We start from the raw sequence: 23,589 nt of genomic DNA, 5'->3' as shown, positions 1-23,589 counted from the left end.
CACCCCGGGGCAGCGGTAGGGCGGGGCGGTCCGCAAGGAGACTCGTCACGATCGCCGTCGTCTCCCCAGCCCCAGGTTTCCCTTCCCGAGCCGCTCAAGGGCTTGTCATCTCGCCCCATCAACCCCAGACGGGCCGCGGACGCCAAGCCGAGACCGGCTGTGTAGCGATCTGTCGCGCCTCTGCCGGCTACGGACGGCCGTCGGGCGCCAACGGAGACAGGCCCTGTGGGATCTGTGGCGGCCTATGAGCAACCCCAGACGGTCGTCGGCCGCCAAACCAAGATCAGCTGTGTAGCGATCTGTGGCGGCCTATTCCCAGCCCCAGACAGGCTGCGGACGCTATGCCGAGACCGGCTGTGTAGCGATCTGAGGCGATGGTGGCCCTTCCGGTCCCGGCTGCCCATCTGATTGGCGTCGGCTGCGGCTTGACCCGGCTGGGCTGGGAAAGGGGACCGGTCGACCCCGAATGGGGACATGGCAACTGGAAGCCTGCTCGGGCATCGCTGATGGGCCCGTATGTCTGTCTGTCCCCCCGGCCATCCTTCGGGGGCTTCCCGGCAGTCTGTTGTCTTTCCGGGGCGGGCCGGGCAGTCAAGGGTGGCCGAAGGCCATCGCGAAGCGACGCGACGACGAGGAACGAGGAGGAGCGCCCTTGACGGCCCGGACCGACACGGAAGGACAGTGGACTGACGGGACGCCCCCGGACGTTCTCTGATGCCGGGTGCGGGCATCCCGACCCCCGAAGCCCCCGCCCCGCCCTTCCGGCGCCGCATGCGGGGATCCCGTCCCACCCCCACCCCGCCCCACCCGTCGGTTCAGGCCGTTTCTCGGGGTGGGGACGTGAGGTCGATGAGGCGGCAGACCGTTTCGATGTCGATCTTGACTTGGGCGATGGACGCGCGGCCCGAGAGCCAGGTGATCAGTGCCGAGTGCCAGGTGTGTTCGATCACCCGGACCGCCGAGAGCTGTTCCGCCGTGGGCGGGCCGTCCAGGCCCATGGCGTCCAGGATGATGGCCGTGGTCAGGCGCGACACCGTGTCCACCTCGGGGCTCACGCTGCGGTCCGCGAAGGTCAGGGCGCGGACCATCGCGTCGGCGAGGTGGGGTTCGCGCTGCAGCGCGCGGAACGCGCGCATCAGCGTTTCCGCGACCCGGGCCGCCGGGTCCTCCGCCGCCGGGGGCCGCTTGCGCAGGGTGGTGTGCATGTGCTGGAGCTGGTCCTGCATGGTGGCGACGAGCAGGTGCACCTTGGACGGGAAGTAGCGGTACAGGGTGCCCAGGGCGACGCCGGCCGCCTCGGCGACCTCCCGCATCTGGACGGCGTCGAAACCGCCCCGCCCGGCCAGCTGGGCGCTGGCGTGCAGGATCCGGCGCCGCCGCGCCTCCTGGCGCTCCGTCAGGGGAGGGGACGTCGGCGTGGTGACGGCCTTCGCTTCCGCTGTCATGTGCCCCGTTCCATGCGTTCCGTGTCGTGGCGGTGCTGCTTCCCGGGCCGCTCCGAGCTTGATCCCGGCCCAGCATGGCAGGCGCCGCGGCCGTGGCGCGAATCACCTGCTCCACCTCTTACGGTGTAGTTTCCGGCCGGTAGATTCAATGGTCATCAACGGATCAAGTCTGAAACTTGTTCTACATTATCCGAGCGGTTACGCTCCGGCGAAAAGTGCAGGGAGAAGGGGGCCGAGAGTGACCGCTGAGGCCATGGTGACGAGCCCTTTCGCGGGGGCCGCCACCGACGGCGACCGCCCGCTGCGCATCGCGCTCCTCACGTATAAGGGGAACCCGTTCTGCGGCGGCCAGGGCGTGTACGTCCGGCACCTCTCGCGCGAGCTCGTCCGGCTTGGGCACTCCGTCGAGGTCATCGGTGCGCAGCCGTACCCCGTCCTCGACACCGGCGCCACGCTCACCGAGCTGCCGAGTCTGGACCTCTACCGCCAGCCCGATCCGTTCCGCACCCCGAAGCGCGACGAGTACCGGGACTGGATCGACGCCCTTGAGGTCGCCACGATGTGGACCGGAGGGTTCCCCGAGCCGCTGACCTTCTCGCTGCGGGCCCGCCGGCACCTGGCGGCCCGCGCGGGCCAGTTCGACGTGGTCCACGACAACCAGACCCTCGGCTACGGACTGCTCGCCGACCTGGGCGCCCCGCTGGTCACCACCATCCACCACCCCATCACCGTCGACCGCCGCCTCGACCTCGACGCCGCGAAGGACCGCAAGAAGCGGGCCTCCGTCCGGCGTTGGTACGCCTTCACGCGCATGCAGGGGCGGGTCGCCCGCCGGCTGCCGTCGGTGCTGACGGTCTCCGGGTCCTCCAAGCAGGAGATCGCCGAGCACCTGGGCGTGCGCGACGAGCGCATCCACGTCGTGCACATCGGCGCCGACACGGACCTGTGGTCGCCGGACCCGTCCGTCGCCGAGGTGCCGGGGCGGATCGTGACAACCTCCAGCGCCGACGTCCCGCTGAAGGGGCTCGTGCACCTCGTCGAGGCGCTCGCGAAGCTGCGGACCGAGCAGCCCGACGCCCACCTGGTCGTTGTCGGCAAGCGCGCCGAGGAGGGACCGGTGGCCAAGGCCATCGAGTCGTACGGGCTCCAGGACGCGGTCCGCTTCGTCAAGGGCATCACCGACGCCGAGCTCGTCGACCTCGTGCGCAGCGCCCAGGTCGCCTGTGTGCCCTCGCTGTACGAGGGGTTCTCGCTGCCCGCCGCCGAGGCCATGGCCACCGGTACGCCGCTGGTCGCCACCACCGGCGGCGCCATCCCCGAGGTCTCCGGGCCCGACGGGGAGACCTGCCTCGCGGTGCCGCCGGGCGATGCCGGGGCGCTGGCCGCTGCGCTGGGCCGGATGCTGGGCGACCCGCTGCTGCGGGCCCGCCTGGGCGCCGCCGGGCGGGAGCGGGTGCTGGCCCGCTTCACGTGGGCCAGAGCCGCCGAGGGCACCGCCGCGCACTACCGCGCGGCGATCGCGCAGCAGGCGGCCGCCCGCAGCCGCCGCGTGCGGTGACGCTCCGCTCCGACCACCCCCCCTTTCTTCCACCCCCCGTACTCCCCCTCCACCCCCGCGACTGCGAAGGCAGGACCCCGTGCTGACCGTCGATTTCTCCCGGTTCCCGCTCGCCGCAGGCGACCGCGTACTCGACCTGGGCTGCGGCGCAGGCCGGCACGCCTTCGAGTGCTACCGGCGCGGCGCCCAGGTCGTCGCGGTCGACCGCAACGGCGAGGAGATCCGCGAGGTCGCCAAGTGGTTCGCCGCGATGAAGGAGGCCGGCGAGGCCCCGGCCGGCGCCACCGCCACCGCCATGGAGGGTGACGCGCTGGCCCTGCCCTTCCCCGACGAGTCCTTCGACGTGGTCATCATCTCCGAGGTGATGGAGCACATCCACGACGACAAGGGCGTGCTCGCGGAGATGGTCCGCGTCCTCAAGCCCGGCGGCCGCATCGCGATCACCGTGCCGCGCTACGGCCCGGAGAAGATCTGCTGGGCGCTGAGCGACGCGTACCACGAGGTCGAGGGCGGCCACATCCGCATCTACAAGGCGGACGAGCTGCTCGGCAAGATGAGGGCCGCGGGCCTGCGCCCGTACGGCACGCACCACGCGCACGGGCTGCACTCGCCGTACTGGTGGCTCAAGTGCGCCTTCGGCGTCGACAACGACAAGGCGCTGCCGGTGCGCGCGTACCACAAGCTGCTGGTCTGGGACATCATGAAGAAGCCCCTCGCCACGCGGCTGGCGGAGCAGGCGCTCAACCCGGTCATCGGCAAGAGCTTCGTGGCGTACGCGACCAAGCCGCACCTTCCCGTCGGCGCGGCGCAGTGAGTTCGCCCGGGCGCACGGAACGCCTGATCCTGGACGGCGTCCTGACCGCCGAGGAGGCCGCCGCGACGGTGGCCGGGATCCTCGCGGCGCAGCGTTCCGACGGAGCCATACCGTGGTTCCGGGGCCACCACCTGGACCCGTGGGACCACACCGAGGCCGCGATGGCGCTGGACGCGGCCGGCGAGCACGAGGCGGCGGAGCGGGCGTACGACTGGCTGGCCCGGCACCAGAACCCGGACGGCTCCTGGTACGCGGCGTACGCCGACCGGCCGGAGGGGGTGGACACCGCCGAGCCGCAGGACGCGAGCCGGGAGAGCAACTTCGTCGCGTACATCGCGGTCGGGGTCTGGCACCACTACCTGGCCACCGGTGACGATCCGTTCCTGGACCGCATGTGGCCGACCGTCTACGCGGCGATCGAGTTCGTCCTCGCCCTGCAGCAGCCCGGCGGCGAGATCGGCTGGAAGCGGGAGGCGGACGGCACCGCGGTCACGGACGCCCTGCTGACCGGTTCCTCGTCGATCCACCAGGCCCTGCGGTGTGCGCTGGCGATCGCCGAGCACCGCGAGGAGCCGCAGCCGGACTGGGAGCTGGCGGCGGGCGCGCTGGGGCACGCGATACGGCGGCACCCGGAGCGCTTCCTGGACAAGTCCCGGTACTCGATGGACTGGTACTACCCGGTGCTGGGCGGGGCGCTGTCGGGCGCGGAGGCGAAGGCGCGGATCGACGGGCGGTGGGAGGAGTTCGTGGTTCCCGGGCTCGGGGTGCGGTGCGTGCTGCCGAACCCGTGGGTGACGGGCGGCGAGTCCTGCGAGCTGGCGCTCGCGCTGTGGGCGGTGGGGGAGTCGGACCGGGCGCTGGACGTGCTGCGGTCGATCACGCACCTGCGGGCCGAGAACGGCATGTACTGGACGGGGTACGTCTTCGAGGACAAGGCGGTGTGGCCCGTGGAGCAGACGACGTGGACCGCCGGTTCGCTGCTGCTGGCCGTGGCCGCGCTGGGCGGGGACGAGGCCACCGGGGCGGTGTTCGGGGCGCAGGCCCTGCCGTCCGGGCTGGAGCCGGACTGCTGCGCCGTGCCGGGGGCGTAGGGCCGGCCTTCCGGATCATGCTCGGGCAGGCCGCCGGGGACGGCGGCCTGCCCGCGTTCCGTGGTGGTCAGCGGCGGTGGAGCCAGCCGGCCACCACGTGTCCGACGAACAGGTAGACCACGGCCGCCAGGCCGTAGCCGACGACCACCTGGACCCATTCGGTGCTGAAGGTGAACAGGTCGTAGGACCAGGTCGCCAGCCAGGTCGCGGCGTCGTGGACGAAGTCCACCAGGCCGTTGGACCGGTTGGCGTCCAGCAGGTACAGCACGATCCACAGGACGATCACGAAGGCCAGTACGTCCGCGACCAAGGCGACGCCCCGGGCGGCCTGGCCGCTTCCTCTGGCGTGTACTCGGGTGTGTGTGCGCATGTCACGCGTCTTGCCGCGCCGGTGCCCCGCAAACCCGAACGGGTCCCCCAAGTGGCGCAGTTTCGGGCTGGGGGTGAGGCTGCGATGGACACCTCACTCCCCGGAGGAAACCGTGTCCATACCCAGAACCGTACGTGTCCGTCGCGCCCTCACGGCGCTGCTCCTGTCCACCGCGCTGGTCGCCGGTGCCACCGGCTGCGGCGGCGGCTCCGGCGACCGGAGCAGCCGCGAGGACGTCTCCCGGTCCGTGACCGCGTCCGAGGAGGCCGTTGCCCTCCGGATCGCGGCCGAGGAGGCCGAAGCCCGGGCGGCCGAGCCCACGCCGAGCACGTCCGCCGAGCGGCAGAAGTTCGCCAAGACGCGGTTCGTCGCCAACGCGGGCCTCGCGGCCGGGGCGACGTACCAGTGGATCATCAAGCCGTACAAGGCGGGCAAGTTCAAGAAGGGGGCGAAAGGCCGTACCTTCGCGCTCATCAAGGCGGGCCTCGCAGGGGCCTTCGCCTACAACCGGCTGAAGGCGGCCGCCGCCAACGCCAAGGCCGATCCGCTGCTCTCGAAGGCGGTGGCCCCGCTGACGGCGGGCATCGAATCGCTGAAGGGCCTCGGCAGCAAACTGCGCAAGGGTGACGCGAACGACGCGGACATCACCTCCTTCGACGACGTCATCAGCGGCGTCAAGGACGCGGGCAAGAGCGCGGGCGCCGAGGTGACCGACAAGGTGCCGAGCGCCTCCCAGCTGGGCGGATAGCCCGGGCGGCCTGTTCAATGGTCGCGTGAGCGAGTTCGGAGTCATGTGTGCGGCCGCCGCCTTGGCGGCCGGGGCCGGGTGGTTCGTGCGCCGTCGACACGGGCGGCGCACGGCCACCGGGCCCGTTTCCGGGATCCCGTGCATGGTGCGGCAGCCGGCCGGGGAGGGCCGCTGGCGGGCCGGGCGGGTGCACGAGGGCCCCGGCGGGGCCCGGTGGGTCCCGGGGCGCGGCGCGCCGGTGCCGCTGCCGCAGGGCAGGGCCACGGGGGTGCGGGCGCCGTCGGTGCGGGAGGGGATGTCCATCAATCCCGGCTCGCGGATCGTGACCTGTGTGTACGGGGACGGCGCGAGCATGGAGATCGCGGTCATGCCGCTGGACCTGCGGGAGTTGCTGGCGGCCGTACCGCAGGAGGAGCGGGAAGGCGCCGTAACCCCGTACGACCCGGAGCCCTAGGCGTTGAGCTCCGCCAGGATGCGCAGGGTGTGCGGGTCGGGGGCGGTGACGAGCAGGTCCGTGACCGGGCCCTTGCGCCAGAGCTCCAGGCGTTCGGCGATGCGTTCGCGGGGGCCTACCAGGGAGATCTCGTCGGCGAAGGCGTCCGGGACGGCGAGGACGGCCTCCTCCTTGCGGCCGGCGAGGAACAGTTCCTGGATGCGGCGCGCCTCCTCCTCGTAACCCATGCGGGCCATCAGGTCGGCGTGGAAGTTGCGGGCGGCGTGGCCCATGCCGCCGATGTAGAAGCCGAGCATCGCCTTGACCGGGAGCAGGCCCTCGGCGACGTCGTCGCAGACCTTGGCCCGGGCCATCGGGGCGATCATGAAACCTTCGGGGAGGCCGGTCAGGGCGGCCCGGTAGACGTCGGTGCGCATCGGTGACCAGTACAGGGGGAGCCAGCCGTCGGCGATGCGGGTGGTCTGGGCGATGTTCTTCGGCCCTTCGGCGCCGAGCAGGAGGGGCAGGTCCGCGCGCAGCGGGTGGGTGATGGGCTTGAGCGGTTTGCCGATGCCGGTGCCGTCCTCACCGCGGTAGGGGTGGCTGTGGAAGCGGCCGTCGAGCGTCACGGGGGCTTCGCGGCGCAGTACTTGGCGGATGACGTCGACGTACTCACGGGTGGCGGTGAGCGGGCTCGCGGGGAACGGGCGCCCGTACCAACCCTCCACCACCTGTGGGCCGGACAGCCCGAGGCCCAGCATCATGCGGCCGCCCGAGAGATGGTCGAGGGTGAGGGCGTGCATGGCGGTGGCGGTGGGGGTGCGGGCGGCCATCTGCGCGATGGCGGTGCCCAGGCGGATCCGCGAGGTGTGCGCGGCGATCCAGGTGAGCGGGGTGAAGGCGTCGGAGCCCCAGGCCTCGGCGGTCCACACGGAGTCGTAGCCGAGGCGTTCCGCCTCGGTGGCGAGGTCGAGGTGGCCGGGGTGGGGGCCGCGGCCCCAGTAGCCGAGTGCGAGTCCGAGGCGCATGGGCGGTCCCCTCTGTGATGCCGTGGAGCCGTACCTGACGAGTCGTCAGGTGACTGTAGGGCACCGGCTTCCGTGCGGGAAGGGCGAACGGCGGGGGGAAGGCGAACGGCCCCCGCCTCGCAGGGAGGCGGGGGCCGTGCGGGCGCGGGCGGGGTCAGCCGCGCTGGATGCCCGAGGTGTCGTTCAGGACGCCGCGGCGGCCGTCCTGGGTCTGGGCGATCAGCGTGGACGGACCGCGCTGGTCGACGGCCAGGTACCAGGTGCCCGGGGCGAGTTCGGCGATCGGGGTCGGGGAGCCGTCCTCACCGAAGAGGGGGCGGGCCACCGGCACCGCGAACCAGAACGGGGTGAAGTCCGCCGCCGGGGCGGGCGCTGCGTCCTGCGGGCCCGGAGCCGGGGTGCCGCCGCCGTACGGCGGGGTCGGCTGCGGGGTGGTGCCGTACGGCTGGGGCTGCTGGCCGCCCGGGTAGCCGTAGCCGGTGCCGGGCTGGCCCCCGTACGGCGTGGCGGCGGGCTTCGGCTCGGGCACCAGCTGGCCGGCGAGCGCCGGGACCTTCGCGCCGGCGACGGCCACCCCGGCCAGCGCGAGGGTGGCGAGGAACGCGAGGATGCAGCCGGCGCCGAGGTCGGCGCCGCTCGGGCTGGTGATCATCGACCACAGCGCCGACCAGGCGGCCGCCACCGCGAGCACCGTCCCCCACGCCGACAGCGGCAGCCCCGCGAGTTTGGGGCCCTCCGGCTTGAACCGGGCCGCGATCAGCAGACCGGCAGCGATGAAGCCGAGCAGGAAGATCGTGGGAAGCGCCAGACGGTAGACGTCGGTGTCCCACGCGCTCGGCATGTCGATGCCGGTCGCGGAGTAGAAATCGAGGAACGAGGCGATGAACAGCAGCGCCGCTGCTCCGATCACCACGCCGTCGCCTCGAGTGAGGGAGCGGATGTTCACGTCTCAGGTGTCCTTCTCGGTCTCGGTCGTCTCGTGGTGCCGCGGTCGCACGTGCAGGAGCGGGGCGGGCGGGACCATGGTACGGAGGTTCCCCGCGGCCGAGATGATCGGGGCGGCAGGCTGTCCCAGGGGGACTACCCGCCCAAGAAGCCTACGATGCCGTCCGCGATGCCCTGGGCCGCCTTCTGCCTCCACTCCGGACTCGTCAGCAGCGCCGCGTCCTTGGAGTCACGCATGTTGCCGCATTCGACGAACACCTTGGGCCGGGTCGAGAGATTGAGTCCGCCGAGGTCGTCGCGGACGACCAATCCGGTACCGCCGCCGAGGTAGTTGGCGGGTGAGGTTCCGGTGGTCCGGGCGAAGTTCGCGGCGATCCGCTCGCCGAGCACCCGGGACGGTCCGACGATCTCCGCGGTGTCCGCGGCGCCGGCCTTGACCTTGGCGGGGAGGATGACGTGGTAGCCGCGGCTGCCCTCGGAGACCCCGTCCGCGTGGACGGAGACCACGGCATCGGCCTTCGCCTCGTTGCCGATGCGGGCCCGTTCGGTGATGCAGGGGCCCCAGGGGCGCTCGCCGTCGTGGGTGAACACCACCTTGAGGCCCTTGGCCTCCAGGACGGTGCGCAGCCTGCGCGACACGTCGAGGGTGAACTCGGCTTCTTTGTAGCCGGCGTTGGTGGTGGTGCCGGTGGCGTCGCACTCCTTGCGGTTGGTGCCGATGTCCACCAGCTGGTTGATTTCCTTGCTGTGCTGGAAGTTGCCGGTGTTGTGGCCGGGATCGATGACCACGGTCCGGCCGGCGAGCTGGTTCTTGGCGGAGGAGCTCGGCATGGTGCTCGGGCCGTCCGTGGGGGTGGCGGCGGGCATCACGATCCGGGGCGGCCGCGCGTCGTCCGCGCCCGCTCCGGTGGTGACCTGGACGAGGACCCAGCCTGCGAGCAGGGTCGGAGCGAGCACGGCGGTCCCGACGGCGAACGCGGAGCGGCGTGCGAACCATCGCCGATCCGGGCTGGCCGGGGCGGCGGGCGCGGGCGGTGGGGGGCTGTCGTCGTAGCGCACGCCGCGATGCTATGCCGAGTGCTCCGCGCGGGCGCGGACAGTGGGCCATCCGGGGGCGTGGTGTGCTAATCCGCCCATACGCCCGCCCCAACGCGGCTAGAGCCCCGGGCCGGTGCGGCGCAGGACCCGCAGCGAGTCGGTCACGGAGACCTCCTCGAAGGCCCCGGAGGCCAGCGCGCGCAGGTAGATGCGGTACGGGGCCTGCCCGCCGTCGGCCGGGTCGGGGAACACGTCGTGGATGACGAGCGTGCCGCCCTCGGCGAGGTGCGGGACCCAGCCCTCGTAGTCGCCGGTGGCGTGCTCGTCGGTGTGGCCGCCGTCGATGAAGACGAAGCCGAGCGCGCCGCCCCAGGCCGCGGCGACCTGCGGGGAGCGGCCCACGATCGCGATGACGTGCTCCTCCAGCCCCGCCTTGTGCAGGGTGCGGCGGAAGGTGGGCAGGGTGTCCATAAGGCCGACCTCGGGGTCCACGACGGACGGGTCGTGGTACTCCCAGCCGGGCTGCTGCTCCTCGCTGCCCCGGTGGTGGTCGACGGTGAGCGCGGCGACCCCGGCCTCGCGGGCGGCGTCGGCCAGCAGGAGCGTGGAGCGCCCGCAGTACGTGCCGACCTCCAGCAGCGGCAGCCCGAGGCGCCCCGCCCCGGCGGCGGCCTCGTACAGCGCGAGCCCCTCGCGTACGGGCATGAACCCCTTGGCGGCCTCGAAGGCGGCGAGTGTCTCCGGCTTGGGGGTGGCCATGGTGCCTCCGGCATGCAGGTGGGGTGGGTGGGCGTGCGGTGTGGGGTGCGCCGCGTGCGGCCATGCTGCCTTACCGGCTGGTACGGCCCGTGCCCGGGGTGGCAGCGGACGCGCCGGCGTCCGACCGGGTCGGGCGGCGGCGACCCCGGGCATGGCGCCCCCGATGATCCCCGCACCGTGTCGCGTAGCCCGTTAGGAGATTCGGGTCACCGGACCGCGGCGGTGTGCCTACGCTCGGCAACGGACCAAACGGACGCCGTACGGCTCGGACTTGGGGTGATCGTTCGTGGGCACCATCCGTGATCTCGATCCCAGCGCCTCCCCGCTGGACTACTACGGCTCGGAGCTGCGCCGCCTTCGGGAGGACGCCGGGCTGAAACAGGCAGAGCTCGGGAAGATCGTCTTCTGTACGGGCTCGCTGATCGGCCAGATCGAGACGACGAGGAGAGTCCCGACCCGGGACTTCTCGGAGCGGGTGGACGCGGCGCTCGGGACGGACGGGACGTTCTCCCGGCTGGTGGGACTGGTGCTGCGCAGCCAGTTGCCGACGTGGTTCCAGGCGTACGCGGAGATGGAGGCGCGGGCCGCGTACATCTCCACGTTCCAGGCGCAGCTGGTGTACGGGCTGCTGCAGACCGAGGCGTACATGCGGGCCGTCCTGGGGGTGCGGACCGAGGGCAAGCTCGATGTGAAGGTGGCCGCCCGGATGGACCGGCAGCGGATACTGGACCGCGAGCACCCGCCCCTGATGTGGGTGGTGATGAGCGAGGCCGTACTGCACCAGGAGGTCGGCGGCCGGGAGGTCATGCGGGAGCAACTCGCCCACTTGCTGGCCCTGCGGAGCCGGCAGTGGGTCCAGGTGCAGATCCTGCCGTTCGAGGCGGGCGCCCATACCGGGCTGATGGGATCGTTCAACCTGCTTCGGTTCGACGACGATCCGGACATCCTCTACACCGAGGACTTCATCCAGGGCCATATGACGGCCAATCCGCAGGCCCTCAGGGAGGGTTCACTCCGTTACGATCACCTCCAGGCCGCCGCCCTCTCCGTGGAGGACTCGGCGGCGCGGATCGCCCGCGTAATGGAGGAGCGTTATGGACACCATCCAGCACATGACGGGCACGGTGTGGCGTAAGTCCTCGTACAGCGGTGACACCGGCGGTGATTGCGTCGAGTGCGCTCCGCTCGGCGCCCTCGCCTGGCGCAAGGCTTCCTACAGCTCCGACACCGGCGGCCAGTGCGTCGAGGTCGCCGCCCAGCCCTGCCTGGTCGCCATGCGGGATTCGAAGAACCCCGACGGGCCCGTCTTCACCGTCAGCCCCGCCGCGTTCTCCGCGTTCGTGAGGACCGTCTAAGGGTGCAGCGCCCAGGGCCCTCCGATCCCGAGCGCGTCGGGCCGTTCAGGACGGTCGGCGTCCTCGGGGAGGGCGGCATGGGCCGCGTGCTGCTGGGGGCCGGGCCGGACGGGCGGCTCGTCGCCGTCAAGCAGGTGCACGAGCAGTTCGCCCACGACGACGGGTTCCGCGCCCGGTTCCGGCGCGAGGTGGAGGCCTCGCGCCGGGTGTCCGGTGCCTACACCGCGGCCGTGATCGACGCGGACGCGGACGCTCCGACACCCTGGCTCGCCTCCGTGTTCGTGGCCGGGCCGTCGCTGGGGGCCGCCGTGGAGACGGTCGGGGTGCTGGACGAGGGGCTCCTGCGCCGCCTCGCGGCGGGGCTCGCCTCGGCGCTGGCGGAGATCCATGGCAGGGGGCTGGTCCACCGGGACCTCAAGCCGGACAACGTGCTGCTCGCCGAGGACGGTGTACGGGTCGTCGACTTCGGCATCGCGCGAGCCGTTGAGGGCCGGGGCAGCACCGGTGTCACCCGGGCCGGTTGGATCGTGGGCTCGCCCGCGTACATGTCCCCGGAGCAGGCCGAGAGCAGGGAGCCCACCCGGGCCGGCGACGTGTTCTCGCTGGGCTCGGTGCTGGTGATGGCGGCGACGGGCCGCAGCCCGTTCGCCGCGGCGTCCACCCTCCAGACCCTGCACGACGTGGTGCGTGCCGAACCCGATCTCGGTGGCGTCCCGGCCGGGCTGCGGCCCCTGGTCGGGCGCTGCCTGGCCAAGGACCCGGCGGCCCGGCCGACCCCCGCACAGGTGCTGGAGCTGCTCGGTCCGCTCCCGCCGACCGGCCGGCCGTGGCCGCGCGGGGTGTACGGGATGATCGCCGCGCAGCGCAGGGACATCGACCGGCTGCTCGGCGGCGAAGCCCCCGCGCCGGAGCCGGAGCCGGAGCCGGAGCGGCCTCGCGAGCCGGGGCCCGAGCCGGGACCGGGGCCCGAGCCGGAGCGGCCTCGCGAGCCGGGCGCGGAGCCGCAGCCGCCGGACCCCGACCCGCCGACGGCCCGGCGCTCGTGGCGTCGGGCCGGGTGGGCTGCCGCGGCCGTGGTGGTGGCCGGGCTCGTGGGCATCACCGCGACTTCGTGGCCCGACGGCGGAGGCGGGTCCCCGTCCGCGAAGGGGCGGGCATCCGGGTCCGCGAGCCCGTCGGCGTCCGCGTCCGCCGCCTTCTACGGGTACACGGGGCTGCGCGGCTGCGGGGAGATGGCGGGGTGGCTGCCGCCCGGGCGGACCGTGGCGGAGGACCGCCACGAGAAGACGGCGTACGACGCACAGACGGTCTGCACCTGGCACGCCTCCGGGCCGTCCGCGCCGCCGTCCGAGGTGGTCCGGTGGGACCTGCTGCTGAGCGGCTGGGGCTTGGAGAACGCGATCGCCGAGCAGCAGCGCCGCTTCCGTGCCGAGTGGGGCGGCAACAGGCGGGAGACCGGGCTGGGTGCCGGCGACGAGGCCTACTGGGTGGACGGCGGATCCTCCACCGCCTGCGCTCTCGCCGTCCGCGACCACAACCTCACCGTCCACGTGAATGTCGCGGCCGACCGGCATCCGGGGGCGTCCTGCGAACAGGACGCCAAGGACCTCGCCCGGACGGCGCTGGCTGCGGCCTGGCAGCGCTGAGCCGTACTCGGCCGCCGTCCTACGCGGAGGCCGGGACCGCCAGGGGGGCCGGCGCCAGGTCCGGGTGGAGGAGCAGCCGGGCCGCGTGGTCGACGAGGTGGTGCAGCGACCGGCGGTACGTGTCGTCGCCGCCGAGCTCGTCGAGGAGGCGGTGGGCCGAGGTGCGGAAGGCGTCGAGGTCGGTGCCGTAGCGGTGGAGGACGTCGGGCGCGAGCAGGAGACGGGCCAGCTCCGACCGGGCCTGTCTGGAATGCCGTGCGGCGGCGCAGCGCCCGAGGAGGTGTTCCCGGCGGCGCGGTGTGGGTGCCTGTTCGAGGGCGCAGCTGAGCAGGTAGGTCACGGTGCCGTTGGCGAGGTCTTCGTTGCGGCCGGTGAGGATGTCCTCCTGGTCGTTGAAGAGCTGCCACAGAATTCCGAAGAGATGTCCGAACTCCCGCCACTGCTCCACGCTTTCCTCGGCCGCTCCGGAAAGGATCGCGGCCATGGCCGTGACCATCGCGTAGGGGCCGCCGGATTTGCCGCGATAGGCGGTGACGACGGTGTCGCGGGTGGCGTGTTCGGCGATCCCGTTGATGTCGTTCAGCTGGCCCTCGGTCCCGACGGCCCAGCCGGTGGCGATCTCGGCGGTCAGCCGGAGGCGTACGGAGTCCGGCACCGGCAGCGCCTGGACGATGCGGATCGGGAGCACGGTTCCGCTGATCACGGAGGCGAGCAGGCCCTCGCTCTGGCTGAAGCCGGGGGAGGCGGCGGTGCCGTGGCCGTCGGCCAGGTCGTCGAGGTAGCAGGCGGAGGTCCACCACAGCAGGTGGACGGCGGACAGCGGGAGGGCCGGTTCGGGGCGCCCCGTCTCGGTGGCGTGCACCAGCATCGGGAGGACCGCCAGCGGGTGCCGCATTTTCTGGTGGTGCAGGAGTTTGGTGACGGCGCTTTCCGTGGCGCCGGGCCCGTGTGTGGTGACGGGGGCGTGTGAGGGTAATGCGCCGAGCTGGGCCAGGGCGGCCCTGACCTCCTTCTCGATGCGTTGGGCGAATTCCTCGTTCACGTCGAGATAGGTCAGACATTTCACGGGTGATTTCCCTTCCGTCGGGGGTGGGGGCGGGGGTGGGGGCGGCGCCCAGATTCGATCATTTGGACTGGAGGGGATCCAGAGCGATTTCCAGCCAGCCCTTGGAGGTTCGGCCTCGGTCCGGTTCGGCGGGGCCGCGCATCTGACCTTCCGTCAGAATGGAACGTGTTCTAGTCTGACCGGCGACCGACCGGACCGGGCGACGAGGCGGCAGGATCCGTATGGGCATCGGAATCACGCAGGAACAGCGGGAGTTGGCCCAGGCCGTGCGCGGCTGGGCGGCGCGGGCCATGCCCCCCGAGGAGGTGCGCAAACTGCTCGACACCCCGCCCCGGACCGGAACGCGGCCCGTGTACTGGGACGGACTGGCCGCCGCCGGGCTGCTCGCCCCCCACCTGGAGGGCGGAAGCCTGCTGGACCTCGCCGTCGTGGCGGAGGAGGCGGCCCGGGCCGGGCTGCCCGGGCCGTTCCTGCCCAGCGCGCTCGCCTCCGTCCTGCTCCACCGGGCCGGGGCCGGGGACCTGGCCGCCGCACTGGCCGAGGGCGCCCGCATCGGGGCCGTCGCGCTCGGGCCCGGGGACCTGACGGCCGTCGCCGTCGAGGGCGGCGGGTACCTGCTCGACGGAACCGCGCCGCCGGTGCTCGGCGCCGGGGAGGCCGACCTCGTGCTGCTCGCCGCCGAGGCCGCGCACGGCACGTACTGGTTCGCCGTGGACGCCGCCGCGCTGGGGATCCGTACGCACGAGAGCGCCGACCCGACCCGGCCCACCGCCGAGGTACGGGCGCGCGGGACCGCCGTCGCGCCCGGCCGGCTCCTCGACCTGGACGCGGCCCTGGTCCGGGACCTGGCCTGCGCGCTGTTCGCCGCCGATGCCTGCGGCACCGCCGCCTGGGCGCTGCACACCGCCACCGAGTACGCGAAGGTGCGCGAGCAGTTCGGCCGGCCCATCGGGCAGTTCCAGGCGGTCAAGCACCTGTGCGCCGACATGCTGCTCCGCCTGGAACAGGCAAGGGCCCTGACCTGGGACGCCGCCCAGGCGATGGAGGAGCCCGCGCCGGTGCGCTCGCTGACGGCCGCACTGGCCGCCGCCACCGCGCTCGACGCCGCCTACTCGTGCGCCAAGGACTGCATCCAGGTGCTCGGCGGGATCGGCTTCACCTGGGAGCACGACGCCCACCGCTACCTGCGCCGGGCGCTCGTCGCCCGGCAGCTGCTCGGCCCCGGCGACGCGCACCGCTCCCGGGCCGTGCGGCTCGCGGCGGCCGGAGCCCGGCGGGAGCTGCGGCTCGAACTGCCCGCGGAGGCCGAGACGTACCGGGCCGGGGCCCGCGCCGCCGTGGCGGAGGCCCGCGGTCTCGACCCGGCCGCCGCCCGGCGGCTCCTCGCGCCCACCGGCTACGCCGCGCCGTACCTTCCGGCACCCTACGGGCTCGGCGCCGGGCCCGTGGAGCAGCTCGTCGTCCAGCAGGAGCTGGCGGCGGCCGGGGTCAGGCTCGCCGACCTCGGGATCGCCACCTGGGTGGTGCCCTCGCTCCTCGTCTACGGGACGGCGGAGCAGAAGGAGCGCTACCTGCTGCCGACCCTGCGCGGGGACACGACCTGGTGCCAGCTCTTCTCGGAGCCGGACGCGGGCTCGGACCTGGCCTCGCTGCGGACCAGGGCCGCGCGGACCGGCGAGGACGGGTCCTGGCGGATCAACGGGCAGAAGGTCTGGACGAGTTCCGCGCAGAGCGCCGACTTCGGGATCCTGCTCGCCCGCACGGACCCCGACGCCCCCAAGCACAAGGGGCTCGGGTACTTCGTCGTCGACATGCGGACCCCCGGGATCGAGGTCCGGCCGCTGAAGGAGATCACCGGCGAGGCCCTCTTCAACGAGGTGTACCTCGACGACGTGCTGCTGCCGGCGGGCGCCCTGGTCGGCGCCGCCGACGGCGGCTGGAAGGTGGCCCGCAACACCCTCGGGAACGAACGCGTCCACATGGCCGACCAGATGAGCTTCAGCACCGGACTGGAGGCGCTGATCACGCGGTCCGCGGAGCTCGACGGCGCCTACCGGGCGCGCATCGGGGCGCTCGCCGCCGAGGCGCACGCCCTCGCCTGCATCGGACTGCGCACCACGCTCCAGCAGGTGTCCGGGCTGGAACCGGGCGCCGGGGCCTCCGTACGCAAGCTCGTCCAGACCCCGCACCAGCAGCGCACCGCCGAGCTCGCCCTCGAACTGCTGGGCCCGGCGGGCGCGGTACGGGAGGGGGCGGGGGAGCAGGCGGTACACGGATTGCTCATGTCCCGCTGCCTGACCATCGCCGGAGGCACCACGCAGGTGCAGCTCAACGTCGTCGCCGAGCGGATCCTCGGCCTTCCCAGGGACTGACCGACCGGAGGAGCAGGAGTTGTCTCGCATGAAGTCGTACATCGTGGGCGTCGGCATGACGAAGTTCGAGAAGCCGGAATCGAGGGACTGGCAGTACTGGGACATGGCCGAGGAGGCCGGGGCCGCGGCGCTCGCGGACGCGGGCGTGGGCTACGACCTGGTCGAGCAGGTGCCGGTGGGGTACTGCTTCCAGGCCTCCACCGCCGGGCAGCGGGCGGTGTACGAGCTGGGGCTGAGCGGGGTCCCCGTCTACAACGTGAACAACAACTGCGCGACCGGGTCGACGGCGCTGATGCTGGCGCGGCAGTTCGTCGAGGGCGGGATCAGCGACTGCGTGCTCGCGCTGGGCTTCGAGAAGATGAAGCGCGGCGCGCTGGGCGGCGGGGCGGACGCGGGCGCGGACTTCAAGACCTCGCCGGTGGCCCGGCACTACGGGATCATGGCGGCGCGGCACGGCTTCGAGATGTCCCCGCCGACCGCGCAGATCTTCGGGAACGCGGCGCGCGAGCACATGGAGCGGTACGGGACCACCGCCGCGCAGCTCGCGGCGGTGGGGGCCAAGAACCACCGGCACTCGGCGAACAACCCGAACGCGCAGTTCCAGGACGTGTACGGGGTCGAGGAGGTCCTCGCCGCGAAGACCATCCACGACCCGCTGACGAAGCTCCAGTGCTCGCCGACGTCGGACGGCGCGGCGGCGGCGGTGGTGGTCTCGGAGCGGTTCCTCGTCCGGCACGGGCTGCACGCGAAGGCGGTCGAGATCGTGGCCCAGGCGATGACCACGGACACGGAGGCGTCGTTCGCGTCGGGGTCCTGCATCGACGTGGTCGGCAAGCCGATGACGGCGGCGGCGGCGCGGACCGTGTACGAGGCGTCGGGGCTCGGCATCGAGGACGTGGACGTCATCGAGCTGCACGACTGCTTCTCCATCAACGAGCTGCTGACGTACGAGGCGCTCGGCATGTGCGGGGAGGGCTCCGCCGGGAAGCTGGTGGAGAGCGGGGCGACGACGTACGGGGGGCGGTGGGTGGTCAACCCGTCCGGCGGACTGATCTCGAAGGGGCACCCGCTGGGGGCGACGGGGCTGGCGCAGGCCGCGGAGCTGGTGTGGCAGCTGCGGGGCGAGGCGGGGCCTCGCCAGGTGCCGGGGGCGGGGGTGGGCCTCGCCCACAACATCGGGCTGGGCGGGGCGGCGGTGGTGACGCTCCTGCGGCGGTGACGGTGCCCGGCTTCCGGCGGCCGGCCGCCGGGGCGCTGCCGCGCGGGGGGCTCGGCCCGGGGGCGGGGCTTCGCCGGGGTGGTCCCGTTCCGCGGGACTGGCCTCGGGGGCCGGGGCGGGCTTCGGCGGGCTGTGGTGTCGTTGCGCGGAGTCTCGGGGGCTGGGGCGGGCTCGCCGACCGTGGTGTCGCTGCGCTGGAGCGTGTGTGGCGGGGCGGGCTTCGCGGGCTGTGGTGTCGTTGCTCGGGAGCGTGTGGTGGTGGGGCGGTGCCACTCCGGAAGTTCGTCTCGGCTCGCGGACTCGGCGGTGACCGCTCATCCTCGACTCACCACCGCAGTGTCCCCACCCCACCCGCCGATGCCAGGGCCAAGCCACTGCCCCCACCCCTTTGAGGCACCGGCCTGCAAAATCCAGCCTCGCCGGCGTTTGAGGCGCGGGGGTTCGGGGGCTGGCCACCGCAACGGCGCCGCGCAGGCGATCGGACCTCCCCGCCCCCGGCGTCGGCCGGCGGTGGGTCAGGTGAGGGAGGGGTCGATGACCGTTTCGCCTCGGGAGGCTCGGCGGATGGCGTCGGCCAGGTCTTCCAGGGGGCCGTCCCGCAGGACCAACCCCGCCGCGCCGGCGGCGAGCACCGCGTCCCGCAGCCCCGGGTGCGCCGAACCCGTCAGCACCAGCACCCTGCACTCCGGATCGTCCGCCAGGAGGCCCGGCACCGACCCGGGGTCCTCCACCAGGGCCACCGCCGGGCGGGCCAGTGCCGAGGCCACCACCTCGATGTCGGGCTGGAGCCCCAGCCGGAGCGCCAGCGCCGCGTTCGGCGGGGACAGCAGCACCCGCAGGGACCTGGCGGGGCGGTGGTACACGGGCATTTCGTCCACTCCACCAGCCTAGGCCCGGCGCGTCGAGGAGGCGCTCTGACGCGCAGTCAGGAGTCTTCCCAAGTACCGGGGGGTGCGTTATACATGGCCTCACCGGTTCTAGAACGCGTTCTAGAACCGGCCCGTATGCGACCTCGGTGCGGCCGACGGTGCGGACGGCCGCGCCGAGGTCTTCCACGAACAAGGAGCAGCATCTTCATGCCGATCGATGCCGCCAAGGCCCTCGCCGCCGACCCCCGCCGGGGGGACATCGCCTGGGACCACAAGGACATCCAGCTCTACCACCTCGGCCTCGGCGCAGGCCGTCCCGCCACCGACCCCGACGAGCTGCGCTACACCCTGGAGTCCAAGCTCCACGTGCTCCCCAGCTTCGCGACCGTCGCCGGAGCCGGCATGGCCATGCTGGGCGGCCTCTCCGCACCCGGGATCGACGTGAACCTCGCCGCCGTCCTGCACGGCGGCCACTCCATCGAGCTGCACCGGCCCATCCCCGTCAAGGGGCGGGCCACCACCACATCCAAGGTCGCCGCCGTCTACGACAAGGGCAAGGCGGCGGTGATCGTCCTCCGCTCGGAGGTCGAGGACGCCGACGGCCCGCTCTGGACCAGCGACGCGCAGATCTTCGTACGGGGAGAAGGCGGCTTCGGCGGCGACCGGGGGCCCTCCGAGCGGATGGGGCTGCCCGAGCGGGCCCCCGACCGGACCGAGGACCGGCCCATCCGCGAGGAGCAGGCGCTGCTGTACCGGCTCTCGGGGGACTGGAACCCGCTGCACGCCGACCCCGAGTTCGCCAAGCTGGCCGGCTTCGACCGGCCCATCCTGCACGGCCTGTGCTCGTACGGGATGACCCTCAAGGCCGTCGTCGACACCGTCCTGGACGGTGACGTCTCCCGGGTCCGCGCCTACCGCACGCGCTTCGCCGGGATCGTCTTCCCCGGGGAGACCCTGCGGATCCGGATGTGGCAGGAGCCCGGCCGCGTACAGGTCTCGGTGACCGCCGTCGAACGCCACGAGGCGCCGGTCCTCGCCGACACCGTCGTCGAACACGCGTAACACGACCTCAAGGAGCCGCACCGTGCGCGCAGCACTGCAGAGCGAGATCGGCCAGGACAAGCTGGAAGTCGTCGACGACATGGAGACCGCGGGCTTCGGCCCCGGCAAGGTCCGGATCCGCATCAGGGCGACGGGCCTGTGCCACTCCGACCTGTCCGCGATGAACGGCGTGCTGCCGCAGCCCGCCCCGTTCATCCCCGGCCACGAGGGGGCGGGCGAGATCACCGACGTCGGCGACGGGGTCACCGGACACGCGATCGGCGACCGGGTCCTCGTCTGCTGGCTGCCGCCCTGCGGGCACTGCCCCGCCTGCAAGCGCGGGCAGGGGCACCTGTGCCTGGAGTCCTTCGGCAACGTGGCCACGCCCAACTTCCGGCGCGCGGGCGGCGACATCTTCGGCTTCGCCGGCACCGGCACGTTCTCGGAGGAGATGGTGGTGCCCGCCGCGTGCGCCATCCCGATCCCCGACGACCTGCCGTACGACATCGCCGCGCTGATCGGCTGCGGAGTGACCACCGGCCTCGGCGCGGCGATCAACACCGCCAAGGTGGAGGCCGGGTCCTCGGTGGCGGTCATCGGCTGCGGCGGCGTCGGGATCTCCGTCATCCAGGGTGCGAAGGTGCAGGGCGCGGCGCAGATCATCGCCGTGGACCCGGTGGCCTCGCGGCGCGAGGCGGCGCTGCGGTTCGGGGCGACGGAGGCGGTGGCCCCCGAGGCCTTTTCCGACGCCAAGAACCGGATCACGGCCGGGGAGGGCTTCGACTACGTCTTCGAGGTCGTCGGCAAGTCCTCGACGACGCAGACCGCGTACGAGATGACCCGGCGCGGCGGCTCGGTCGTCGTGGTCGGCGCGGGGGCGCTCGACGACACCTACTCGGTCAACATGTTCTCGCTGTTCTTCGACGAGAAGAAGATCCTGCCGTCGATGTACGGGGGCGGGGACGTGCTGCGCTCGTACGAGCGCACCATCGCGCTGTGGCGGGCCGGCCGGGTGGACCTGGCGGGCCTGATCACCCACCGCGTGCAGCTCGCCGAGATCAACGACGCCCTCGACCAGATGCGCACGGGTGTCGCCCTGCGCACCTGCATCGAACTCTGAGAGGAATCCGGTAGATGTCACTGCCACTTGAGGGTCTCAGCGCCATCGTCACCGGCGCGGGCCGGGGACTCGGCCGGGCCGAGGCGATCGAGCTGGCGCGGCTCGGCGCGAGCGTCGTCGTCAACGACTTCGGCCAGAGCGGCCGCGACGGCTCCGGCGAGGCGTCGGCCGCCCCGGCGGAGGAGGTGGCCGCGGAGATCCGCGCGGCGGGCGGGCGGGCGGTGGCGCACCTCGGGGACGTCGCCGACTTCGAGCAGGCACGCGAGCTGGTCGAGCTGGCGGTGGGCAGCTTCGGGAAGCTCGACGTCCTGGTCAACAATGCGGGCATCCTGCGGGACCGGATGATCTTCTCGATGTCGGAGGAGGAATGGGACTCGGTGATACGGGTCCACCTCAAGGGCCACTTCAACACCACCCACTTCGCCTCCGCGCACTGGCGCGAGCGGTCGAAGGCGGCGGGCGGCCCCGTCTACGGCCGGATCATCAACACCTCCTCCGAGGCCTTCCTCGGCGGCAGTGCCGGCCAGCCGAACTACGCCGCCGCCAAGGGCGGCATCGTGGGGCTGACGACCTCGACGGCGCTGGCCCTGGCCAAGTACGGGGTGACGGCCAACGCCATCTGCCCGCGCGCCCGGACCCGCATGACGGAGGACGTCTTCGCCGGCTTCCAGGTCCCGGAGGAGGGCAAGCTCGACCCGCTGGCACCCGAGCACGTCTCGCCGCTCGTCGGCTACCTGGCCTCACCGGCCTCGGCGAGGGCCAACGGGCAGCTGTTCGTCGTGCACGGCGGGATCGTGGTCGTGATGGAACGCCCCAAGGTGGCGGCGAAGTTCGACACCTCGAAGGAGGCCTTCTCCTACGAGGAGCTGGACGAGCTCCTCACCCCGCACTACGCCGCCCGCCCGGCGAACGAGACCTTCGCGGCGGCCGAGGTCCTCGGCCTCAAGCACGACTGACCCACCCTGCGGCAGACCTGCGGACCCGGCCCGGCACCGCAAGCACCGGGCCGGATCCGCGGACTCAGGCGCTCAGCAGCGACCCGAGCGGTCCGTGCAGATCGGCGGGGCCCCGGTAGTGCACCCCGGTCATCCCCAGCGCGACGGCGGCCTCGACGTTCTCCGCCCGGTCGTCCACGAACAGGCACCGCCCCGCCGGCGCGCCCGCACGCGCCGCCGCGATCTCGTAGATCTCCCGGTCCGGCTTGGCCACCCCCACCCGGGCGCTGCTGACGACGTGGTCCGCCAGGTCCGCGAGCCCGAGCGAGGCCAGGTCGTCCTCCAGCTCCAGCGTCGCGTTCGTCACCAGGACCAGGGCGACCCCCGCTGCCCGGACCCGGCGCAGCAGCGAGACCACCTCCTCGTCCGCCGAGAACGGGCAGTCGGCGAACGCCGTCGCCAACTCCCGGGCCTGCTGCGCCGGCAGCCCCGCCTCGGCGTGCAGTCCCGCCGCGATGGAGTCCGTCCACTGCCCGCGGGTGATCCGGCCCAGCAGCAGCGGTCCGTCCCGCTCCGGGGCGAACGCCAGCCGGGTGGTGGTGCCTTCCGGTACTCCTGCTTCGCGTTCCAGCGCGGTGAGCGCCGTCGCGTCGTAGAAGCGGATCACGTTGTCGAGGTCGCACAGCACGGCATCGAAGCACCGCCGGGTGCCCGTACGGGTGGAAGTCGTCACCCGACCGAGCATGGCACGGTGAGAGTGGGGCCGTGATCAGCAGTGACGAGGCGGGTGGGCTGCCCTGGAATCCGCAGCGGCAGCGCAGCGCCAACGAGCGGCTGCTGTGGGAGCGGCTGCGCGTCGGCGGGGCCGCCTCTCGCGGGCGCAGCTCGCGCGGGACACCGGGCTCTCCAAGCCGACCGTCTCCAGCGCCCTCGCCACCCTCGAACAGGCGGGCCTGGTCCGGGAGGCCGGTACGCACGCCCCCAGCGGGGCCGGGCCGCAGTGCTCTACGCCCCCGACCCGACGGCCGGCTACGCCCTCGGGGTCGACATCGGCCGCAGCCGGCTGCGGGTGGCGCTCGCCGACCTCGACGGCACCGTCGTGGCCCGCTCCGACGTACGCAACCAGGCCCGCACCGCCAACAGCATGGCCGACCTCGCCGTGACCGCCGCGCGCCGGCTCGTCGCCGACTCCGCGCTCGACCCGCGCAAGGTCACCCGGGCGGTGGTCGGCACCCCCGGCGTCTACGACCCGGAGGCCCGCCGAGTGCGCCACGCCCGGCAGTTGCCCGGCTGGAGCCGTCCCGGGCTGTTCGACCGGATCGGCGACGGGCTCGGGGTGGCCGTCGCCACGCGGTCGCGGCCGGCGCGGTCGTCCGGGCCGCCCGTGCCCACGGGATGACCGGGCCGCTGACCGCCAAGGACGTCTTCGACGCCGCCCGCACCGGCGACCCGGCCGCCACCCGGGCCGTCGAGATCGAGGTCGAGCGCCTCGCCCACGCCATCGCCACGGTGTCCGCCCTCCTCGACCCCGACCTCGTCGTCCTCGGCGGCGGCGTCGGCCACAGCGCCGACCTGCTGCTGCCCACCGTCCGCCGGACGCTGCGCACCCTCGGCCCGCTGCGGCCGAAGGTGGTGCCCGGCGGGCTCGGGGAGGACGCGGTGCTGCTCGGCGCGGTCACGACGGCGCTGGACGCGGCCCGCGACCTCGCCTGCGAACGCCGCTGACGGAGCCTTGCC

Annotated in this window: 22 protein-coding genes and 1 pseudogene; 14 read left to right on the top strand and 9 right to left on the bottom strand. The window is 73.1% G+C overall.

Features of this window, described 5'->3' with window-relative positions; genetic code table 11:
• Positions 1-815: 815 nt before the first annotated feature.
• Complete coding sequence (locus tag AC0666_RS14905; RefSeq protein ID WP_468967520.1) at positions 816-1,445, bottom strand: TetR family transcriptional regulator; 630 nt, start codon at positions 1,443-1,445, stop codon at positions 816-818.
• A gap of 238 nt (positions 1,446-1,683) precedes the next feature.
• On the opposite strand from AC0666_RS14905, the gene AC0666_RS14900 reads away from it, so the two are divergent.
• The 3 genes from AC0666_RS14900 to AC0666_RS14890 all read left to right on the top strand — a co-directional run bounded on the left by AC0666_RS14900 (position 1,684) and on the right by AC0666_RS14890 (position 4,908).
• Positions 1,684-3,003 carry a glycosyltransferase family 4 protein gene (locus tag AC0666_RS14900; RefSeq protein ID WP_468967517.1) on the top strand — a complete coding sequence of 440 codons (1,320 nt, stop codon included), beginning with the start codon at positions 1,684-1,686 and terminating at the stop codon, positions 3,001-3,003.
• Positions 3,004-3,082: 79 nt separating this feature from the next.
• Entirely contained in the window at positions 3,083-3,817 is a 735-nt protein-coding gene (locus AC0666_RS14895; protein WP_468584382.1) for a class I SAM-dependent methyltransferase, read from the top strand.
• Positions 3,814-4,908, top strand: a complete 1,095-nt coding sequence (locus tag AC0666_RS14890) for a prenyltransferase/squalene oxidase repeat-containing protein (protein WP_468967513.1) — start codon at positions 3,814-3,816, stop codon at positions 4,906-4,908. The genes AC0666_RS14895 and AC0666_RS14890 overlap by 4 nt, the downstream gene beginning before the upstream one ends.
• A gap of 67 nt (positions 4,909-4,975) precedes the next feature.
• Here the strand turns inward: AC0666_RS14890 and AC0666_RS14885 are convergent, their stop codons facing one another.
• Positions 4,976-5,278, bottom strand: coding sequence for a hypothetical protein (locus AC0666_RS14885; protein ID WP_468584378.1), 303 nt, complete (start codon positions 5,276-5,278; stop codon positions 4,976-4,978).
• A gap of 118 nt (positions 5,279-5,396) precedes the next feature.
• Between AC0666_RS14885 and AC0666_RS14880 the strand changes: the two genes are divergently transcribed.
• Together AC0666_RS14880 and AC0666_RS14875 are read left to right on the top strand one after the other, a co-directional pair.
• Positions 5,397-6,026 carry a hypothetical protein gene (locus tag AC0666_RS14880; protein ID WP_468584526.1) on the top strand — a complete coding sequence of 210 codons (630 nt, stop codon included), beginning with the start codon at positions 5,397-5,399 and terminating at the stop codon, positions 6,024-6,026.
• A gap of 25 nt (positions 6,027-6,051) precedes the next feature.
• Entirely contained in the window at positions 6,052-6,480 is a 429-nt protein-coding gene (locus AC0666_RS14875; RefSeq protein WP_468967510.1) for a hypothetical protein, read from the top strand.
• Here AC0666_RS14875 and AC0666_RS14870 read toward each other — a convergent pair.
• The 4 genes from AC0666_RS14870 to AC0666_RS14855 all read right to left on the bottom strand — a co-directional run bounded on the left by AC0666_RS14870 (position 6,477) and on the right by AC0666_RS14855 (position 10,229).
• Complete coding sequence (locus AC0666_RS14870; RefSeq protein ID WP_468967507.1) at positions 6,477-7,487, bottom strand: LLM class F420-dependent oxidoreductase; 1,011 nt, start codon at positions 7,485-7,487, stop codon at positions 6,477-6,479. The genes AC0666_RS14875 and AC0666_RS14870 overlap by 4 nt on opposite strands.
• A gap of 154 nt (positions 7,488-7,641) precedes the next feature.
• Positions 7,642-8,433: a hypothetical protein gene (locus AC0666_RS14865; protein WP_361718427.1), complete on the bottom strand. Its 792-nt coding sequence runs from the start codon at positions 8,431-8,433 to the stop codon at positions 7,642-7,644.
• Positions 8,434-8,567: 134 nt separating this feature from the next.
• Complete coding sequence (locus AC0666_RS14860; RefSeq protein WP_478707695.1) at positions 8,568-9,491, bottom strand: N-acetylmuramoyl-L-alanine amidase; 924 nt, start codon at positions 9,489-9,491, stop codon at positions 8,568-8,570.
• 96 nt (positions 9,492-9,587) lie between these two features.
• Positions 9,588-10,229, bottom strand: a complete 642-nt coding sequence (locus AC0666_RS14855; RefSeq protein WP_478707694.1) for a class I SAM-dependent methyltransferase — start codon at positions 10,227-10,229, stop codon at positions 9,588-9,590.
• Positions 10,230-10,515: 286 nt separating this feature from the next.
• Between AC0666_RS14855 and AC0666_RS14850 the strand changes: the two genes are divergently transcribed.
• The 3 genes from AC0666_RS14850 to AC0666_RS14840 are packed head-to-tail and all read left to right on the top strand — an operon-like array spanning position 10,516 to position 13,230.
• The gene (locus AC0666_RS14850) at positions 10,516-11,364 is read left to right on the top strand and encodes a helix-turn-helix domain-containing protein (protein WP_468967498.1); all 849 of its coding nucleotides are present in this window, start codon (positions 10,516-10,518) and stop codon (positions 11,362-11,364) included.
• The gene (locus AC0666_RS14845; RefSeq protein ID WP_478707693.1) at positions 11,342-11,584 is read left to right on the top strand and encodes a DUF397 domain-containing protein; all 243 of its coding nucleotides are present in this window, start codon (positions 11,342-11,344) and stop codon (positions 11,582-11,584) included. Before AC0666_RS14850 ends, AC0666_RS14845 begins: the two co-directional genes overlap by 23 nt.
• 2 nt (positions 11,585-11,586) lie before the next feature.
• Positions 11,587-13,230: a serine/threonine-protein kinase gene (locus tag AC0666_RS14840; RefSeq protein WP_478707692.1), complete on the top strand. Its 1,644-nt coding sequence runs from the start codon at positions 11,587-11,589 to the stop codon at positions 13,228-13,230.
• Between the two features lie 19 nt (positions 13,231-13,249).
• Here the strand turns inward: AC0666_RS14840 and AC0666_RS14835 are convergent, their stop codons facing one another.
• On the bottom strand, positions 13,250-14,296 hold the full coding sequence (locus AC0666_RS14835; protein ID WP_468967490.1) for a polyprenyl synthetase family protein: 1,047 nt from the start codon (positions 14,294-14,296) through the stop codon (positions 13,250-13,252).
• Positions 14,297-14,517: 221 nt separating this feature from the next.
• On the opposite strand from AC0666_RS14835, the gene AC0666_RS14830 reads away from it, so the two are divergent.
• Positions 14,518-16,668, top strand: a complete 2,151-nt coding sequence (locus AC0666_RS14830) for an acyl-CoA dehydrogenase (RefSeq protein WP_468967487.1) — start codon at positions 14,518-14,520, stop codon at positions 16,666-16,668.
• A gap of 28 nt (positions 16,669-16,696) precedes the next feature.
• Positions 16,697-17,887, top strand: a complete 1,191-nt coding sequence (locus AC0666_RS14825) for a lipid-transfer protein (protein WP_468967485.1) — start codon at positions 16,697-16,699, stop codon at positions 17,885-17,887.
• A gap of 515 nt (positions 17,888-18,402) precedes the next feature.
• Here the strand turns inward: AC0666_RS14825 and AC0666_RS14820 are convergent.
• A complete protein-coding gene (locus AC0666_RS14820) occupies positions 18,403-18,756 on the bottom strand; it encodes a response regulator (protein WP_468967608.1) in 354 nt (117 codons plus the stop codon).
• Between the two features lie 207 nt (positions 18,757-18,963).
• Between AC0666_RS14820 and AC0666_RS14815 the strand changes: the two genes are divergently transcribed.
• From AC0666_RS14815 to AC0666_RS14805, 3 genes are read left to right on the top strand one after another with little or no spacing between them, the layout of a single operon-like run.
• Positions 18,964-19,818, top strand: a complete 855-nt coding sequence (locus AC0666_RS14815) for a MaoC/PaaZ C-terminal domain-containing protein (RefSeq protein ID WP_478707691.1) — start codon at positions 18,964-18,966, stop codon at positions 19,816-19,818.
• 22 nt (positions 19,819-19,840) lie between these two features.
• Complete coding sequence (locus AC0666_RS14810) at positions 19,841-20,917, top strand: Zn-dependent alcohol dehydrogenase (RefSeq protein ID WP_478707690.1); 1,077 nt, start codon at positions 19,841-19,843, stop codon at positions 20,915-20,917.
• Positions 20,918-20,931: 14 nt separating this feature from the next.
• On the top strand, positions 20,932-21,873 hold the full coding sequence (locus AC0666_RS14805) for a 3-oxoacyl-ACP reductase (RefSeq protein WP_478707689.1): 942 nt from the start codon (positions 20,932-20,934) through the stop codon (positions 21,871-21,873).
• A 64-nt stretch (positions 21,874-21,937) separates the two neighbouring features.
• Here the strand turns inward: AC0666_RS14805 and AC0666_RS14800 are convergent, their stop codons facing one another.
• Positions 21,938-22,585, bottom strand: coding sequence for an HAD family hydrolase (locus AC0666_RS14800; RefSeq protein WP_478707688.1), 648 nt, complete (start codon positions 22,583-22,585; stop codon positions 21,938-21,940).
• Positions 22,586-22,617: 32 nt separating this feature from the next.
• Here AC0666_RS14800 and AC0666_RS14795 point away from each other — a divergent pair.
• Positions 22,618-23,577 (top strand): annotated as a pseudogene (locus AC0666_RS14795) (ROK family transcriptional regulator).
• The last annotated feature ends 12 nt before the right edge of the window (positions 23,578-23,589 follow it).

The organism is Streptomyces sp. NPDC043680 (genome assembly GCF_056436685.1).
This window is presented reverse-complemented; position numbering and strand designations above follow the sequence as displayed.